This window comes from Streptomyces sp. MBT53 (assembly GCF_016654115.1).
Taxonomy (GTDB): Bacteria; Actinomycetota; Actinomycetes; order Streptomycetales; family Streptomycetaceae; genus Streptomyces.
In genome coordinates this window covers 39,764-56,085 of the sequence record NZ_JAEQAZ010000007.1, presented here as the reverse complement: position 1 = coordinate 56,085, position 16,322 = coordinate 39,764, and the positions used below count along the sequence as shown (strand labels likewise).

Annotated in this window: 13 protein-coding genes and 3 pseudogenes; 8 read left to right on the top strand and 8 right to left on the bottom strand. The window is 70.6% G+C overall.

The features are described from left to right. Positions 1-227: 227 nt before the first annotated feature. Positions 228-1,451: a chitinase gene (locus tag JHN45_RS04485; protein WP_201048085.1), complete on the top strand. Its 1,224-nt coding sequence runs from the start codon at positions 228-230 to the stop codon at positions 1,449-1,451. A gap of 78 nt (positions 1,452-1,529) precedes the next feature. On the opposite strand, the gene JHN45_RS04480 is transcribed toward JHN45_RS04485, so the two are convergent. Both JHN45_RS04480 and JHN45_RS04475 read right to left on the bottom strand, forming a co-directional pair. Further along, a complete protein-coding gene (locus tag JHN45_RS04480) occupies positions 1,530-2,264 on the bottom strand; it encodes a hypothetical protein (RefSeq protein ID WP_201048084.1) in 735 nt (244 codons plus the stop codon). A gap of 67 nt (positions 2,265-2,331) precedes the next feature. Next, positions 2,332-2,973 (bottom strand): annotated as a pseudogene (locus JHN45_RS04475) (M20/M25/M40 family metallo-hydrolase); the annotation flags it as partial. Between JHN45_RS04475 and JHN45_RS04470 the strand changes: the two are divergent. Continuing rightward, positions 2,973-3,830, top strand: a pseudogene (locus JHN45_RS04470) (Lrp/AsnC ligand binding domain-containing protein); the annotation flags it as partial. The pseudogenes JHN45_RS04475 and JHN45_RS04470 overlap by 1 nt on opposite strands. 15 nt (positions 3,831-3,845) lie before the next feature. Here JHN45_RS04470 and JHN45_RS04465 read toward each other — a convergent pair. Both JHN45_RS04465 and JHN45_RS04460 read right to left on the bottom strand, forming a co-directional pair. Then, entirely contained in the window at positions 3,846-5,354 is a 1,509-nt protein-coding gene (locus tag JHN45_RS04465) for a hypothetical protein (protein ID WP_201048083.1), read from the bottom strand. Between the two features lie 140 nt (positions 5,355-5,494). After that, positions 5,495-6,238 carry an IclR family transcriptional regulator gene (locus JHN45_RS04460; RefSeq protein WP_201048121.1) on the bottom strand — a complete coding sequence of 248 codons (744 nt, stop codon included), beginning with the start codon at positions 6,236-6,238 and terminating at the stop codon, positions 5,495-5,497. A gap of 104 nt (positions 6,239-6,342) precedes the next feature. On the opposite strand from JHN45_RS04460, the gene mhpD reads away from it, so the two are divergent. The 4 genes from mhpD to JHN45_RS04440 all read left to right on the top strand — a co-directional run bounded on the left by mhpD (position 6,343) and on the right by JHN45_RS04440 (position 11,041). After that, entirely contained in the window at positions 6,343-7,176 is an 834-nt protein-coding gene (mhpD, locus tag JHN45_RS04455; protein WP_201048082.1) for a 2-keto-4-pentenoate hydratase, read from the top strand. Beyond that, positions 7,173-8,108 carry an acetaldehyde dehydrogenase (acetylating) gene (locus JHN45_RS04450; protein WP_200708555.1) on the top strand — a complete coding sequence of 312 codons (936 nt, stop codon included), beginning with the start codon at positions 7,173-7,175 and terminating at the stop codon, positions 8,106-8,108. The genes mhpD and JHN45_RS04450 overlap by 4 nt, the downstream gene beginning before the upstream one ends. Continuing rightward, positions 8,105-9,127 (top strand): 4-hydroxy-2-oxovalerate aldolase, encoded by a 1,023-nt coding sequence (dmpG, locus tag JHN45_RS04445; RefSeq protein ID WP_201048081.1) that lies wholly within the window; start codon positions 8,105-8,107, stop codon positions 9,125-9,127. Before JHN45_RS04450 ends, dmpG begins: the two co-directional genes overlap by 4 nt. Positions 9,128-9,331: 204 nt before the next feature. Further along, a complete protein-coding gene (locus JHN45_RS04440) occupies positions 9,332-11,041 on the top strand; it encodes a carbohydrate binding domain-containing protein (protein WP_201048080.1) in 1,710 nt (569 codons plus the stop codon). Here JHN45_RS04440 and JHN45_RS04435 read toward each other — a convergent pair. The 3 genes and pseudogenes from JHN45_RS04435 to JHN45_RS04425 form a co-directional block, all read right to left on the bottom strand. Continuing rightward, positions 11,038-12,162 carry a YbhN family protein gene (locus JHN45_RS04435; protein ID WP_201048079.1) on the bottom strand — a complete coding sequence of 375 codons (1,125 nt, stop codon included), beginning with the start codon at positions 12,160-12,162 and terminating at the stop codon, positions 11,038-11,040. The genes JHN45_RS04440 and JHN45_RS04435 overlap by 4 nt on opposite strands. Before the next feature lie 31 nt (positions 12,163-12,193). Further along, a pseudogene (locus tag JHN45_RS04430) lies at positions 12,194-12,319 on the bottom strand (extradiol ring-cleavage dioxygenase); the annotation flags it as partial. Between the two features lie 95 nt (positions 12,320-12,414). Continuing rightward, entirely contained in the window at positions 12,415-14,025 is a 1,611-nt protein-coding gene (locus JHN45_RS04425) for an MFS transporter (protein WP_201048078.1), read from the bottom strand. 108 nt (positions 14,026-14,133) lie between these two features. Here JHN45_RS04425 and JHN45_RS04420 point away from each other — a divergent pair, with 108 nt between their 5' ends. Continuing rightward, positions 14,134-14,742 carry a TetR/AcrR family transcriptional regulator gene (locus JHN45_RS04420; protein WP_200708550.1) on the top strand — a complete coding sequence of 203 codons (609 nt, stop codon included), beginning with the start codon at positions 14,134-14,136 and terminating at the stop codon, positions 14,740-14,742. Positions 14,743-14,752: 10 nt separating this feature from the next. Continuing rightward, the gene (locus tag JHN45_RS04415; protein WP_200708549.1) at positions 14,753-15,541 is read left to right on the top strand and encodes a DUF2993 domain-containing protein; all 789 of its coding nucleotides are present in this window, start codon (positions 14,753-14,755) and stop codon (positions 15,539-15,541) included. Between the two features lies 1 nt (position 15,542). Here the strand turns inward: JHN45_RS04415 and JHN45_RS04410 are convergent, their stop codons facing one another. Beyond that, positions 15,543-16,208: a TetR/AcrR family transcriptional regulator gene (locus JHN45_RS04410; protein WP_200708548.1), complete on the bottom strand. Its 666-nt coding sequence runs from the start codon at positions 16,206-16,208 to the stop codon at positions 15,543-15,545. Between the last annotated feature and the right edge of the window lie 114 nt (positions 16,209-16,322).

Sequence of the window (16,322 nt, the reverse complement as noted above, 5' to 3'; positions counted from 1 at the left end):
CCTTCAGCCTGCCGGTGACGTGCACCATGGTGTCGGCGTCACCCCTATAACGCCATGTGAGCCGGGACACTAGTCGCAAACGTGTCGCGCGACGCGCTTCAACGGGCCGACGGTAAAGAAATCGCATGGTCTAGTCCAAAGAGCAATTTGGTCCAGTCCAATCCATTGACGTGGCCGCGACACCGCCAGAAGCTGGGCGCCTCCCCCACTCCCACCGGAGGCACAACGTGACACGTCCTCGCGCATGTCTCGGCGCGGCAGCCGCAGTGACACTCGCCGCCGCGGGCACGACCGCTCTCATCGCGACCAACGCCCAGGGCGCGACCAACGCGGCCACCGCGCTCAGCAACCGCTGGTACGCCGCGGCCCCCTACCTCATGCCGACGGACAACAACCCGCCCGACGCCGGCAGCATCATGGACGCCACCGGCCTCAAGGCCTTCCAGCTCGCCTTCGTCCTCGCCCCCAACGGCGGTGGCTGCACCCCCACTTGGGGAGGCACCTCACCGGTCTCCTCGGACACCGCCGTCCAGTCGGTCATCAACACGATCCGCGCCAAGGGCGGCGACGTCTCCGTCTCCATCGGCGGCTACGGCGGCACCAAGCTCGGCCAGGCCTGCTCCGACCCGGCCTCGACGGCCGCGGCCTACCAGCAGGTGATCACCAAGTACGGCCTGCACGCGATCGACTTCGACCTGGAGGAGCCGGAGTACGAGAACACGGCGGCCATCCACAACGAGATCGGCGCGGCGAAGATCCTCCAGCAGAACAACGCGGGTCTGTACGTCTCCGTCACCACGGCCGGTACGGCGGACGGCACCGGCTGGTTCGGCAAGCAGATGCTGCTGGAGGCGAAGTCGCAGGGGTTCACGCCGAACAACTTCTCCATCATGCCGTTCGACGGCGGCTTCAACGGCGCGGCCTCTCAGACCAGCGCGCTCACCAACTTCAACTCCATCCTCCAGTCCACGTTCGGCTGGGACTCGGCGACCGCGTACGCCCACGAGGGCTTCTCGGGGATGAACGGGCGCAGCGACACCGGCGAGTACTTCACCCAGGCCGACTTCCAGACGGTCCTGAACTACGCCACCAGCCACAACATGGACCGCTTCACGTTCTGGTCGCTCAACCGCGACCGTCAGTGCAGCCCGGTCGACAACGGCGGTACCACGTCCGGCACTTGCTCCAGCGTGGCGCAGAACGCGTGGGACTTCGCCAAGTACTCGGTCCAGTTCGCGGGCGTGACCCCGCCGACCACGACACCGACGCCCACCCCGACTCCCACACCGACCCCCGGCACGTGCAAGACGGCGTGGAGTTCCACGGCCGTCTACGTGAAGGGCAACGAGGTGTCGTACGGAAACCACAACTGGGTCGCCAAGTGGTGGACCCAGAACGAGGTGCCCGGAGCCTCCGAGTGGGGCCCCTGGCAGGACGAGGGCTCCTGCTGATCCGGCGGGATCAGCAGGACATGGGCTGCGACGCCGAGTCGGCCTTGGGAAGAGCCTGCTCGGCGCCGCTGTCCGTCGCTAGCGAAGGATGTTGACCGCCCGCGCGACCACCAGGACGACGATCGACACGGAGACCGAGGACTGGCCCATCATCAGCATCTTGGCCCAGCGCGAAAGCGGCATCACGTCGGTCGGGCTGAAGGCCGTGGAGTTGGTGAAGGACAGGTACAGGTAGTCCAGGAACGCCGGTTCCCAGTCCGGTGGCGCGGTCTCCGGGCTCTGCATCTGGACGAAGAGGAAGTCGGCGTACTGGTGGTTGCCCATGACCCGCGCCATGGGCCCGCCCCGGTCCCACTCCCAGTACCAGAGCGCGAACACGATGACGTTCGTCAGCCAGATGCCCCCGCCGGTCAGCAGCAGGGGTCCGGCGGCCAGGCCTTCGGTGCCTCTGACCAGGCCCACCACCAACCGCGCCGCCGACCAGCTGTTCGCCAGGCTGATGACCCCGGTCAGCACCAGACTCGGCCAGCGCAGCCACCGCGTGCCGGGCTCGATCCGCCGGGGGTTGGCGACGAACAGACCGACCATGAGGACGAGTTCGAGGGTCGGCAAGAGCCAGTACGGCTGAAAGGCGAGCCGGTGCGGCAGCATCAGCTGCACGGCGACCGCCACCAGGATCACGGCCGACACGGCCCACCGCGTCTCCCCGTGCGTCACCCGCCGCCAGGCGGGCACCACATCGCGACTGCCGTCCTCCAGCAGCCGCTCGATCCTGGCCAGGCGGCTCTCGGGGTCGTCTCTGTCGTCCGTCATGACACCGATTGTCCCCGGCCCGGGGTCGGTTCCATGACGCGCCCCACCCTGGATGCGCCGATCGCGCTCATCCCCGCAGCGGTTCCGCCAGTCGCCCCAACAACCCCGCGACCAGCGCCGTCTGCCCCGGCACCGTATCCGGATAGATGAACTCCCCCTGCGCATGCGCCCCGTCGCCGACCGCGCCCATTCCGCACAGCACGGGCAGGCCGAGCGCGGCGACGAAGTTGGCGTCGCTGGCGCCGCCGACCGCGGTGTCGCGCAGGGGGTCGCGGCCCTGTTCGCGAGCGACCGTCCGGGCCAGGTCGAGCAGCGGGGCGGAGGCCGCGTTGAGGGTCATCGGCGGGCGGTTCCAGGCGTGGTCGATCTCGATGCGGACGCGCGGGTCGCTGACCGTGATGGCGTCGAACTCGGCGTCCACCCGGTCCTGTTCGGCGGCGCTGCTCACCCGGATGTCGACACCGGCGGTCGCCTGCCCGGCGACGACGTTGATGGCCGAACCGCCCCTGATGAGGCCTGTGTTGACGGTGGTACCGCGTTCCGGGGCGGCCACGGCAGCGGCGGCGACCACGAACTCGGACAGTGCGGTGATCGCGCTCGCCCCGTCCTGCGGTGCGAGCCCCGCGTGGGACTCGACGCCCGTGGCGGTGACCTGGAAGATCCCGGTGCCCTTGCGGGCGGTCTTCACCGCGCCGTGGGCACTCGGCTCAGGCCGACTGGGGCATCCACTCCACGGCGATGCCCGTCCACGTCTTCCTGGACATCACCGGCGAGAGCCCCCTGGCCGTCCTGCACCGGCTCCGCGACCTGCCCCATCTCCAGCTGCTGGCGCAGGTCTCGGGCGACTATCCGCTCTACGCGGTCGTGCACGCCCCGTCGGAGGCGGCGACCAGCCAGGCGATCGACCGGATGTTCTCCGTGCCCGGTGTCCGCCGCGTCAACGCGCTGCCCGCGCTCAGCACACTGCGCCGGGGCCGGACCTGGGACCCGCAGTTCCTCACGGACGCCGAGCGCGCCGAGCTGTTGAAGCTCGCCGGCGCCCGCCCCGAGGGCACCGCGACCGCGACACCCCCGGCGAAGCCGCTGAGCGAGGCGGAGCGCGCTGTGGTCGCCGAGTTGCTCGGGGACAGCCGCGCGTCCGCGGCGAGCGTCTCCCGGGCCACCGGTCTGGCCACCTCCACCGCGCACCGCGTCGTCCGCCGGGTCCTGGACGAGGGATGGGTCAAGCCGCGCCTGGAGATCGTGTCGGAGTGGCTCGGCTTCCAGACCCCGTTCATCCTGCGCCTGCGGGTGGCGCCGGGTGCGACCCCCGAGGTCATGCACCGCATCGACCAGCTCCCGCAGACGCGGCTCGCCGCGCATGTGGCCAGCGACATGTCGGTCCTGGCCACCGGCCTGGTGACCGACCGCTCCGCCCTGGCGCTCTTCGTCGACGGCGAACTGGCCAGGATTCCGGGCCTGCTCGGCGTGAGCGTCTCCGTCATGCTCGCCGAGCCGCGCCGGTACTGGATGGACCGCGACCTGACCACCGGCCTCGGCGCCTTCCACGCACCGGCGCTGCTGTGAGCGGACCCTCGCCCGTCAGCCGGTGCCGAAGGCCCCCGTGGCGTAGGCGCACTCCGTGTAGATGTAGCCCGACCTGAGCTTGGCCGTGTCCGAGGCCGGACTCGCGGTGGAACTGTCCGGCCGGTGCACGAAGTACGTGGTGCCGGTCGGCAGACTGATCGTCTTCTGCGGGTAGTTCTTGCCTCCGCTGCATGGCTTGAAGCCGGACAGCAGGGTGGTGGACAGGGAGTACGTCGTGCAGCTGCCGCACGCCTTGAGCGTGAAGCTGCCGGTGACCGGCCCGGTGTAGAGGACGGTGATGTCGTCGGGGCTGTCGTTCTTGACCGTGACGGAGATGCTGCCGCCGGACGCGGTGGTCGGCAGCTTCTTGCCCGCGGCGGGGACCGTCTTGGCCACCTCGGCGGCGATGGCGATCTTCTTGGCGCGGGCCCGGTTCTTGTCGTGCGTGTTGTTCTTCACGAAGTCGTTCATCGTGGAGAGCGCAGAGTCGAAGTCGCCGGACCTGTACTGCGAGACACCGCACTGATAGGCCCCGGCGCCGGCCTGACCGTCGGCCCGCGCGGCGTCGGCGCTCAACTCGTCGGCCACGCCCGCCTGTCCGCCCTCCAGGGTCCCGATCTGGGAGGAGAGGCTCTTCAACTGCTCGACGGCCGCGCACGGTTGGCTGCCGCTCACACCCTGCGCCGCCTTGGTGACGGCCGACTTGACGGCCGGTTCGACCTGGCCCGCCTGAGACGACTGCGGGAACGTGGTCAGCAGATCCCCGAAGTTCGTCGGCCAGTCGGCGCTCTGCGTGGCCAGCGAGGCGGAGGCGCACTCGTAGAGGGAGGTGGCCAGCCGGTCGTCCGGCCAGCTGGTCAGGGTGCCCAGCTGCTTCTTCCCGATGGTGCCGGGGACGGTCCGCAGATACTTCAACTGGGGTATCGCGTCACAGTAGTTCTTCTGCGCGTAGGCCCCGGCGACCGTCGTGTAGAACGTCTTCAGCCGGTCGGGCACCTTGCCGGCGGCCCGCGAACCGGAGTGCGCGGTGGTGAGGTCGTCGTACACCGCCAGCGCCTGACGGTAGTGGGGCTCGGCCACGGAGAACGACAACCTCCCGTTGTCCGCCACGAGTTGGTCGGCCTTCTCCAGCCGGTCGAGGAGCATCTGCTGGGTCGCCTCGTCCCGGGCGTTGTCGTACAGCACGACTCCCCCGGCGGGTACGGCGAGCAGTACCAGGCCCAGCAGGATCGCGAGCGGTGCGGCCGCGGGCCAGGCCAGCCGGGTGCGCAGACCGACCAACGCGCCGTGGACGGCGGCGAACACGAGGAACACGACGTACAGGGTGACGAGGACACCGGAGACACCGTCCGGGTCGGCGGGCAGCGCCACCAGCAGCAGGACGGCGGTCGCGACCCAGCACACGAGCATCAGCAGCCAGCGTCGCGTCAGTGCGTAACCGAGGCCCAGGCCACTGAGGTTGAGGAGGCCGACCGCGACGGATCTGAGTCGGTCCGGCGGAGCGGGTGGAGGTGAGGTGGGCATGGGTGGAACGGCGAACCCCTGATATCCCTGATTTCCCTGGTATCCCTGATAACCGCCGTACTGATCCCCGGACATGATTCTCCCCCCGCTCAACAACGCCCCCGTTACCGTGACTTGTCAGTGTACGGTCGGGTTCGCCGCTAGGTAAGTGGAGCCCGCGGGGCACCTCCGCCTCTCAGCACCCTGGACAGCCCGAGCGCCGCCGTCCGTACCGCCGGGGCGAGTTGGGCGGGCCGGAAGCGGGTGCGCGGTACGGCGACGGAGAGGGCGGCGACCGCGGTGTCACCGGCGAACACCGGGGCCGCGATGCAGCTCACGCCCGAGGCCGCCTCCTGTTCCTCGTAGGCGAGGCCGGAGACCTGGATCTTCTCCAGGGCCGTGCGCAGCCGGGCCGGGTCGGTGATCGAGTGCGGGGTGAGACTCGGCAGCGGGCGGGACAGCACCTCCTCCGTCAACTCGGCGCCGGAGAAGGCCAGTAGGGCCTTGCCGACGGCGGTGCAGGTCAAGGGCAGGCTGCCGCCGATGCGGGAGGGCAGCCGCAGTGCCTCGTGGCCGTGGATGCGTTCCAGGTAGACCACTTCCAGGCCCTCGCGGATACCGAGGTGGATGGTCTCGCGGGTGGCCTCGAACAAGTCCTGGAGGAAGGGCAGGGCCGTCTCGCGCAGATCGCGCCGGTGCGGGACCAGCGAGCCCAGCTCGAACAGCTTCGCGCCGAGCAGATAGCGGGTGCCCGAGCGCTCCAGCCAGCCCAGCCGGACAAGGTCGGCCGCCAGCCGGTGGACGGTGGGCTTGGGCAGTCCGGTGTGCTCCGAGAGTTCCGACAGGCGGTACGGTCCGCCGCTCGGACTGAAGCAGTCGAGGATGAGCGCGGCCTTCTCCAGCATGCTGCCGCCCGCGTTGTTCCGTGTCACGGAACAAAGATTGTCCCTTGGCGGGGATGCTGTCTATACCGAGGGGTGTACCGCACTGCTCTCCCAGGAGGTAACCCGTGCCCACCGTGCCCGACGGCGCCAGCCCGGACGCCGTGTCCCCGGCCGTGGTCAAGGCCGCCGACCTGCTGGCGGAGGCCACCCGTACCGGGGTCGCCTGTCCGCCGGTGCGCGACCTGCTCGACGGCGGCGGCCTGGAGACCGCCTACGCCGTGCAGCAGGTGAACGTCCGCCGCGGTCTGGCCGCAGGACGCCGTGTCGTCGGCCGGAAGATCGGCCTGACCTCCCCCGCCGTGCAGCGCCAACTCGGCGTGGACCAGCCGGACTTCGGCGCGCTGTTCGCCGACATGGCGGTGCCGGACGGCGGCGAGGTGCCGGTGGGCCGACTGCTCCAGCCGAAGGTGGAGGCGGAGGTCGCGCTGGTCCTCGGCCGGGACCTGCCGGAACGCGAGTGCACGATCGTCGACGTGCTGCGCGCGGTCGACTTCGCGCTGCCCGCGCTGGAGATCGTCGACAGCCGGGTGCGGAACTGGGACATCTCCCTGGTCGACACCGTCGCCGACAACGCCTCCTGCGGTCTGTACGTCCTGGGCGGCACGCCCGTACCGCTCGACAGGGTCGACCTGCGCGCGGTCACGATGACCATGAGCCGGGACGGCGAGACCGTCTCCGAGGGCACCGGCGCCGACTGCCTCGGCAGCCCCCTCACCGCGGCGGTCTGGCTGGCCTCGGCCCTCGCCGAGCGCGGCGACCCGCTGCGCGCGGGCGACCTCGTGCTGACCGGCGCCCTCGGCCCGATGACCCCGGCCGCCCCGGGCGACTCCTTCGAGGCGCACATCTCGGACCTGGGCTCGGTACGGGTCCGCTTCGCCACGGAAGGGAACGGCAAGTGACGACCAAGGTCGCCATCATCGGCTCCGGCAACATAGGCACCGACCTCCTGATCAAGGTTCTGCGCCTCTCGGACACCCTGGAGATCGCCGCGCTGGCCGGCATCGACCCGGACTCCGACGGCCTGGCCCGCGCCCGCCGCCTCAAGGTCGCCACGACTCACGAGGGCGTCGAAGGACTGGTCAAGTTGGACGAGTTCGCCGACGTGGACCTCGTCTTCGACGCGACCTCGGCCGGCGCCCACCGCCACCACGAAGAGGTTCTACGGCCCCTGGGCCGCACCCTCGTCGACCTCACCCCGGCCGCCATCGGCCCGTACGTCGTCCCGCCGGTCAACGGCGAGGCCCACCTCGACGCCCCGAACGTCAACATGGTCACCTGCGGCGGCCAGGCCACGATCCCGATCGTCGCCGCCGTGGGCGCGGTCTCGCCGGTCCACTACGGCGAGATCGTCGCGTCCATCGCCTCGCGCTCGGCCGGCCCCGGCACCCGCGCGAACATCGACGAGTTCACCGAGACCACCTCCCAGGCCATCGAGGCGGTCGGCGGCGCCACGCGCGGCAAGGCGATCATCGTCCTCAACCCGGCCGAACCCCCGCTGATCATGCGGGACACCGTGCACTGCCTGGTCTCCGACTGCGCGACCGAGGCGGTCACCGCGTCCGTCGAGGAGATGGTCGGCCGCGTGCAGGCGTATGTGCCCGGCTACCGCCTCAAGCAGCAGGTGCAGTACGACAAGGTGGCGGCCGACGATCCGCTGCGCACCCTGGCGCCGGGCGCGGGCGAGTTGCTGAAGGTGTCGGTGTTCCTGGAGGTCGAGGGCGCCGCCCACTACCTGCCCGCCTACGCCGGAAACCTCGACATCATGACCTCGGCCGCCCTGCGCACCGCGGAGCGCATGGCCGCCCGGACCGGCAAGGAGACCGCCAAGTGACCCCGTCCCTCTATGTCCAGGACGTCACCCTCCGGGACGGCATGCACGCCGTACGCCACCGCTACACCGTCGACCAGGCCCGCGCGATCGCCGCCGCCCTGGACGCGGCCGAGGTTGCGGCCATCGAGATCGCCCACGGCGACGGGCTGTCGGGCTCCAGCATCAACTACGGCGTCGGTGCCCACACCGACTGGGAGTGGATCGAGGCCGTCACCGACGTCGTACGGCAGTCGATCCCGACGACCCTCCTCCTGCCCGGCATCGGAACCGTCCACGACCTCAAGCAGGCGCACGCGCTGGGCATCCGCTCGGTACGGGTCGCCACGCACTGCACCGAGGCCGACATCTCCGCCCAACACATCGCCGCGGCGCGGGAGTTGGGCATGGACGTGGCCGGCTTCCTGATGATGTCCCACATGGCCGAGCCCACCGAACTCGCCCGCCAGGCCAAGCTGATGGAGTCCTACGGCGCCCACTGCGTCTATGTCACCGACTCCGGCGGCCGGTTGACGATGGACGGCGTCCGGGACCGCTTCCGCGCCTACCGCGAAGTCCTCGCCCCGGAGACCGAGTTGGGCATCCACGCCCACCACAACCTCGCACTCGGCGTGGCCAACACGGTCGTCGCGGTCGAGGGCGGCGCCATCCGCGTCGACGCCTCCCTCGCGGGCCAGGGCGCGGGCGCGGGCAACTGTCCGCTGGAGGCGTTCGTAGCGGTGGCCGACCTGATGGGCTGGAAGCACGGCTGCGACCTGTTCCCGCTGATGGACGCGGCCGACGACCTCGTACGACCGTTGCAGGACCGCGAGGTGCGGGTGGACCGCGAGACCCTGAGCCTCGGGTACGCGGGCGTGTACTCCAGCTTCCTGCGCCACGCCGAGACGGCAGCCGCCCGCTACGGGCTCGACACACGCAGCATCCTCGTCGAGGCGGGGCGGCGGGCGATGGTCGGCGGCCAGGAGGACATGATCACGGACATCGCACTCGACCTGGTCGCCCGCGAGGCGAACCCGGCCTGAGTCCGGACCGGCCGCGAGGACCCGGGTGTCGGCACCTCATGGCGCCGACACCCGTGGGGAGTCGAGGCGGACCGACCCGACGGTATTGAGTTGGTCTAGTCCTCTTGACGGAGAGCCGCACCGGCGCTTTGGTATATACCAAAGCCTTCACGCGCCACCCCCCACCACTCCCTCCTTATAGGCACCCCCGAAAGGGGATCTGTCATGCGCCTGGCAAGACTCGCGGCCTCCGTGTGCACCCTCGCGCTCTCGGTCACCGGCGTCACCGTCGCCCTGGCCCCCGCGAGCAGCGCCGCGGGAAGCAGCGTCTACTCCGTGGCCCCCTACGTCGACATGTCGAACAGTCAGGAAGGACTGCTCGACACCGCCATCACCGGACACCAACTCAAGGCGTACACAGCGGCCTTCGTGCTCGGCGTCGGCTGCAACCAGATCTGGGGCGACACCCTCCCCATCGGCAACGACTCCTTCACCGACCCCCTGATCGCCAAGGCGAAGTCCGAGGGCGCGTCGGTCATCATCTCCTCCGGCGGCGCGAGCGGCGAGCCGCTGGCCTGGACGTGCTCGACGCAGAGCAGCATCGACGCCGGATACCAGGCCATCATCAACGACTACGGCGTCACCCAGCTCGACTTCGACATCGAGGGCGCCGCCATCGCGGACACCGCCGCGGTGGCCCGCCAGATGCAGGCGATGAAGGACCTCAAGGCGGCCAACCCGAACCTGAAGTTCTCCATGACCCTCCCGGTCCTGACGAGCGGGTTGACCGGCGACGGCGTCAACATCGTCAAGGCCGCCAAGACCGCGGGCATCAAGATCGACGTGCTCAACATCATGGCGATGGACTACTACGCGGGCACCGGCACCGAGATGGGGCAGGCCGCGGTCTCCGCCGCGAAGGCCACCCTGGCGCAGATGCAGTCCGTCGACTCCAGCTACACCTACGCCAACCTCGGCATCACCCCGATGATCGGCAAGAACGACGACGGCTCCACCTTCACCCTGGCCGATGCCCAGACGGTGGAGACCTTCGCCGCGCAGAACAGCGTCGGCCGACTGGCGTTCTGGGCCATCACCCGCGACCAGGCGTGCGGCGGCAGCGCCAACTCCCTGCCCACGTGCAGTCAGATCAGCCAGAACAGCCTCGCGTTCACCGACGCGTTCGTGCCCTACACGGGCACGGGCACGGGCGGCGGCGGAGGCACCACCAGCGACTTCTCACTGTCCCTGTCGCCGGGCTCCGCCTCGGTCGCTCAGGGCGGTACGGCGACCTCGGCCGTCTCCACCGCCGTCACCTCCGGCAGCGCCGAGTCCGTCACTCTCTCCGCCTCCGGCGCTCCCTCCGGCGTCAGCGTCTCCTTCAGCCCCAACTCCGTGACGTCCGGGGGCAGTTCGACACTGACGGCGGCGGTCGGTTCGTCCGTGGCCGCGGGCAGCTACCCGATCACCGTCACCGGCACCGCCGCGACCGGCAGCCACACCGCCACGTACACGCTCACCGTCACCAGCAGCAGTGGTGGCGGAGGCGGCGGGGGCTCGCTGACCAACGCGGGCTTCGAGACCGGCAGTCTGAGTCCGTGGACCTGCACGGGCGGCAGCGCGGTGGTCTCCAGTCCCGTACACAGCGGAAGCCACAGCCTCCAGGTCACGCCGAGTGCCAGCGGTACCGGCGAATGCGACCAGACCGTCACCCTGTCCCCCAACAAGAGCTACACGCTCACCGCCTGGGTCCAGGGCCCGTACGCCTACCTCGGGGTGAGCGGCGGCGCCTCCGCGAGTACCTGGTCCAACAGCACGAGCTGGAACCAGCTGTCGGTCCCCTTCACCACCGGCAGCAGCGGAACGGTCACCGTGTTCGTCCACGGCTGGTACGGCCAGTCGAACGTCACGGCCGACGACTTCACGCTCAGCTAACGACCCGCCGACGTACCGGCACCGGTGCCCAGGGGACCCCTGTCCTCCTGGGCACCGTCGGCGTCCGCCGCGACGACCGGCTCACGGCGGTTGTGGCGGCGGATGACCAGCCACGTTATCCAGCCGACGCCGATGATGAACCCGAAGCTGATGATCCGGTAGAGCACGACCGTGGCGATGGCGGTACTGGTCGCCACGCCACCCGTGACCAGCCCGAGGACGAGCGCGCTGTCGATGATGCCGAGTCCGCCCGGGATGATCGTGAGGGTGCCGGCGGCCATGCCCGCGCAGAAGGCGAGCAGCAGTTGGGCGTTGCTGATCTGTGTGTCGCTTATGGCGTGGAAGCAGAGCCACAGACAGCCCGCGTCGAGCAGCCAGTTGAGCACGGCGAAGACGGCGGCGGCGACCGCGTGCCGGGGTTGCAGCCGGGCGGTGCGGAGTTGCTCGACGAAGCCGCGGATCCGGTCGAGGCCCTGGGTCTCGGGCAGGTGCCGCAACTTGTTGACCTTGGCCAGCGCGGCCCGGGTCGCCGGTTCGACCTTCTCCGGGTGCCGGGTGATGCGCCGGATGCCGACGGTGAGCAGCAGGACGGCCAGGCCGAGGGTGACCAGGCTGTGCCACTGCAGACTGCCGTCGGAGGCGATCGCGGAGATCGCGGTGACGACGGCCAGAGCCGCCGCGGAGAGGATGCCGGACAGCGCGATGCACCAGGAGGCGACGGCGGGCGTGGCCCCGAAGCGGCGCATCTGCTGGTAGTTGAAGTGGGTGGAGAAGGCGGGTCCGCCGGGCAGTGTGACGCTGAGCGAGTGCGCGGCGTAGGCCAGGGCGACATGGCGTTGGATCGGCACCTCCACACCGGCCGAGCGCAGCAGCCGGCGCTGCATGCGCGCGTAGCAGCCCATGGCGCCGACCTCGGCGACGAGCGCGACGGCGAACCAGTTCAGCCGGGGTGCGCGCAGCTGTGACAGGGCGGCGGCGAGTGACGGCCAGCCCAGCACCAGTTCGGTGGTGAACAGCGCGAGCAGGACCGTGATCACCACCGGGCGCAGCCAGCGTCGGGTGCGACGCGGCGCCGTGTCGGCCGGTTCGGGGGTGATGGCGGTGGTGTCCGGAGCGTGCACAGGCAGGACCGTCGATTTCGTGAAGTGAGCTTCAACCGTCGGCGATCCCGGCGCCGCTCAGTGCGGGGACGGTGTTCTCCGAGCGGACGAGGGAGCGGGCGCCGAGGCGGAACTGTGCCAGTTTATGCACGATGGCCCGGCGGACCGCAGTGTGCCCCTGCTTGTTCGTCACGCACGCACGCCGTATTCGTCGGCCCCGCACGCGATCGTGCGGGCCCCCGCTGCACGCAGGGGCCCGCATCGCCCGAGACTTCAGACGGAGTCGGCGTGCTCCTGGTCGCGGCTGGTCTCCGTCGCCTTCGGCTCGGGCTCGCCGGCCGCACGGCGGCCGGGCAGGACCGCGAGGACGATCAGCGTGCCGGCGGCCATGATGATCCCGCCGACCAGGCTGGTCTGCGCGACACCGTGGGCGAAGGCCTCGTGCACGGCGTCGACCAGGGCCTGTGCCTGCTGCGGTCCGGCGGACGGCGTCTTCGCGATCTCCTCGGCGACCGCCAGGCCGCCGCCGACCGAGTCCTTGGCGGTGTCGAGGGCGGCGGCGGGGAGATGGCCGCCGACCAGGTCGGTCAGCCTGTCCTTGTAGCTGGTGCCGAGCAGCGAGCCGAGGATGGCGATGCCGAGCGAGCCGCCCAGTTCCAGCGCGGTGTCGTTGGCGCCGCCGCCGACGCCGAGCTCGTTCTCCGGGAAGGAGCCCATGATCGTGTCCGTGGCCGGGGAGACGCTCAGTCCGATCGCGAAGCCGAGCAGCATCATCGTGGGCAGGAAATCTCCGTAGGTGGAGGTCTTGTCGATCCGGGTGAGCAGGAAGACGGCCACGGTGCCGAGCACCATGCCGGTCACCACCATCGGCTTCATGCCGAGCTTGGGGGTGAGCCGTCCGGTGACCGCGGCGCCGAGGAAGACGGCTCCGGCCAGCGGCAGCAGTCGTACGCCGGTCTCCAGCGCGTTGTAGCCGAGGACGAACTGCAGGAACTGCGTGGCGTAGTAGATCGCGCCGAAGGTGCCGAAGAAGAAGAACAGCACCGCCGTCATCGAGCCGCTGAAGGGGCGGTGGGCGAACTTGCGGACGTCGAGCATGGGGTGCGGGTGGCGCAGCTCCCAGGCCACGAAGGCGGGCAGTCCTACGGCGGCGACGACGGCCGCGGTGACAGGTCCCGCGCCCCAGCCGAAGTGCGGGCCCTCGATGATGGCGTAGACAAGGCTGCCGACCGAGACGATGGAGAGCAGACCGCCTACGTAGTCGATGCGGAACGCCGTGTCCGCCTTGGACGGCGGGACGAGGACCAGGGCGCCGACCACAGCGAGGACGGCGATGGGGACGTTGATCAGGAACGTGGAACCCCAGGCGTGGCTCTCGAGCAGCCACCCCGCGACCAGCGGGCCGACCGCGATGGCGAGGCCCGAGGTGGCGGTCCAGGCCGTGATGGCCCGCGCCCGCTCGTGCTTCGGGAAGATCGCGACCAGCAGGGACAGCGTGGCCGGCATGACCACGGCCGCGCCCACTCCCATGATCGCGCGGGCGGCGATGACGAGCCCGGTCTCGTGGACGAGGCTGCCCATCACCGATCCGCCGGCGAAGATCACCAGGCCGGTGACGAGGGCGCCGCGGCGGCTGTACTTGTCGCCGATCGAGCCCAGTACGAGCATCAGCGCGGCATAGGGGACGGTGTAGCCGTCGATGACCCACTGCAGATCGCTGCTGCTCAGGCCGAGGTCAGTGGTCATGTCGGGCGCGGCCACGATCAGCGAGGTGTTCGCCATGACCACGATCAGCAGGCTCAGGCACAGGACGATCAGGGCGGACCAGCGGCGTGCGTAGGGCCCGGCCGTCCGGTCGACGGGGGTGGTGACGAAGAGCGGCATCGGGAACTCCTGGGGACGCATTAATTGCTCACTGATGTGCAGACTATTTTATTGCTCATCGATGTGCAACTATGCCGAGACGAGCCAGCCCCGCCAGGAGGTGTCGACGTGATCAGCCGCAGCAGCGCCAGGGCGCACGCCACCCGCGCCCGGATCCTGGAAGCGGCCCTGCGGGAACTGGGCCGCGACCCCGACTGCAGCCTCGGTGACATCGCAGGAGCCGCGGGCGTTGCCCGGCGCACCATCTACGGGCACTTCACCGGGCGGGCCGCGCTCGTCGAGGGCCTCGCCGCGGACGCCGGGGACGCGGTACGGCGGGTGAGCGCCGCCACCCGGGCGCCGACGCCGGACGCCGTGACCGCGCTGGCCCGCTTCGTCCTGGCCCTGTGGCCGGTCGGTGACCGCTACCGCACGCTCCTGCGACTCGCCCACCACGACCTCGGCCCCGACGCGATCGACGCGCTCCTCCGCCCGGCCCGCGAGACCGCCGTCGGGATCCTCACCCAGGGCCAGCAACAGGGCGACTTCCACACCGCCGTCCCACCGGGACCGCTCAACAGAGCCCTGGAGGCGCAGATGCTGGCGCTGCTGGAATGCGTCAACTCAGGCCTCTGGAACGACGACGGCACGGCGGCCGCCACCGCCGCCCTCATCGCCGCCGGCGTCGGGCGCGACAGCGCCGCCGCCACGGTTCACCATCTGCGCCCGTCCGGCTGAAGGAGATCTCATGGACCAACACCCTTACGAATACGCCGACTTCACGTACGGGGCGTACGAGCCCGACGACACCCGCCCGCCCCGCAGGAACCGGCGCCCGGTCGTCATCGCGGTCGGCTCGCTGGTCGCACTGCTCGTGATTCCCGTCGCCGTCGACCGCTTCGCGACCGCGCGGGTCGAGTCCCGTACGGCCAAGGCGTTCCAAGAGGGCATGCACACGCCCTCGTTGCCGGAGGTCCACGTCCGGGGCTTCCCCGTCCTGACCCAACTGGCCGCCGGCACTCTGCGGCAGGTGGACATCACCGCGCACGACATACCGGCGAGCGACACCACCGGCCGGCTTCCGGTGAGCCAACTCTCGCTGCATCTGGCCGGGTTGAGGAAGTCCGACGACGACAAGGAGGCACTGGCCCGCTCGGCCGAGGCGACCGCCCTGCTGTCCTACCCCGACGTGTCCGACGCCCTCGGACTGGAGATCTCCCGGGGCACCCGCCCCGACCAGGTCCGCGCGACGGTGCAGCTCGCTCCCGGCGCCGACGTCACCGTGGCGGCGACCGTATCCGTGCTGTCCGGCAACCGCATCGCCTTCAAGAACTTCCAGGTCACCGGCGGCCTGCTGCCCGAGGTCGGGCGGGCGGCGCTCACAGCGGTCTTCGAGCGGCCGATACAGCTGCGGAACATCCCCGAGGGACTGCGACTGCGGTCCGTCACCGCGACGGAGAGCGGGCTCAGCGCCCGGCTGTCGGGCGAGTCGGTCACCTTCCGGTCCGACGGCAGCGCGCGGAGCGGTTCGGCGTGAGTCAACCAGCCGTACCGGATTGCTGGTTGAGGAATCGGTCGTCCGCGCCCGCGATCTCGTCCACCACGTCACGCGCCTGCTTCTCCGGGACACCGGTCGCGATCAGCGCGGCGACGGCCGCGTGCGTGCCGTCGTCCTCCAGCTCGCCGGTGTTGAGCTCTTCGAGCAGCGCGATCGTCAGGGCCTCAAGTCCCGCGCTCAGTACGGCGGGTGGCAGCTGTGTATGGAAGACGCCGTCGCGCTGCCCGCGGTCCAGGATGGCGGTGGCGACGCGGCGGGCCGGTGCCAGGACCTCGGCCACCCGCTCGACACCCAGGTCACGGCGGGCCAGGGCCAGCAGCAGCCGGTAGCGGTCGCCCACGGTCCACATCGACAAAACGAAGCGTACGAACGCCCGGTCGGCCGACTCCGGCTCCGCCGGTTCCGGGCCGGCGGGCAGCGCGGCCTTCAACGCCTCCGAAGCCTCCTCGGCGAGCGCCTCCAGCAGCGCCTCCCTGCCGGGGAAGTGCCCGAACAGGGTGCGCCGCACCACACCGGAGGCGCGGGCGAGCTCTTCGAGGGTGATGTCCGGGTTCCGGCCGAGTTCCCGGCGGGCCGTGGCCAGGATGCGTTCCCGGTTGGAGCGCGCGTTGCTTCGCTGGGGGACTCGGGCCGGGGGCTTGGTCACGGACAACCTCGGTGAAGTGCGGGAACGGCGGAGCGGGACTAACGGTACGTCCAGTCTGGCACGGCCCGGCGACCGTACGGCATCGCAGCGGCACGGCGTCCCGCCCGCCGTCCG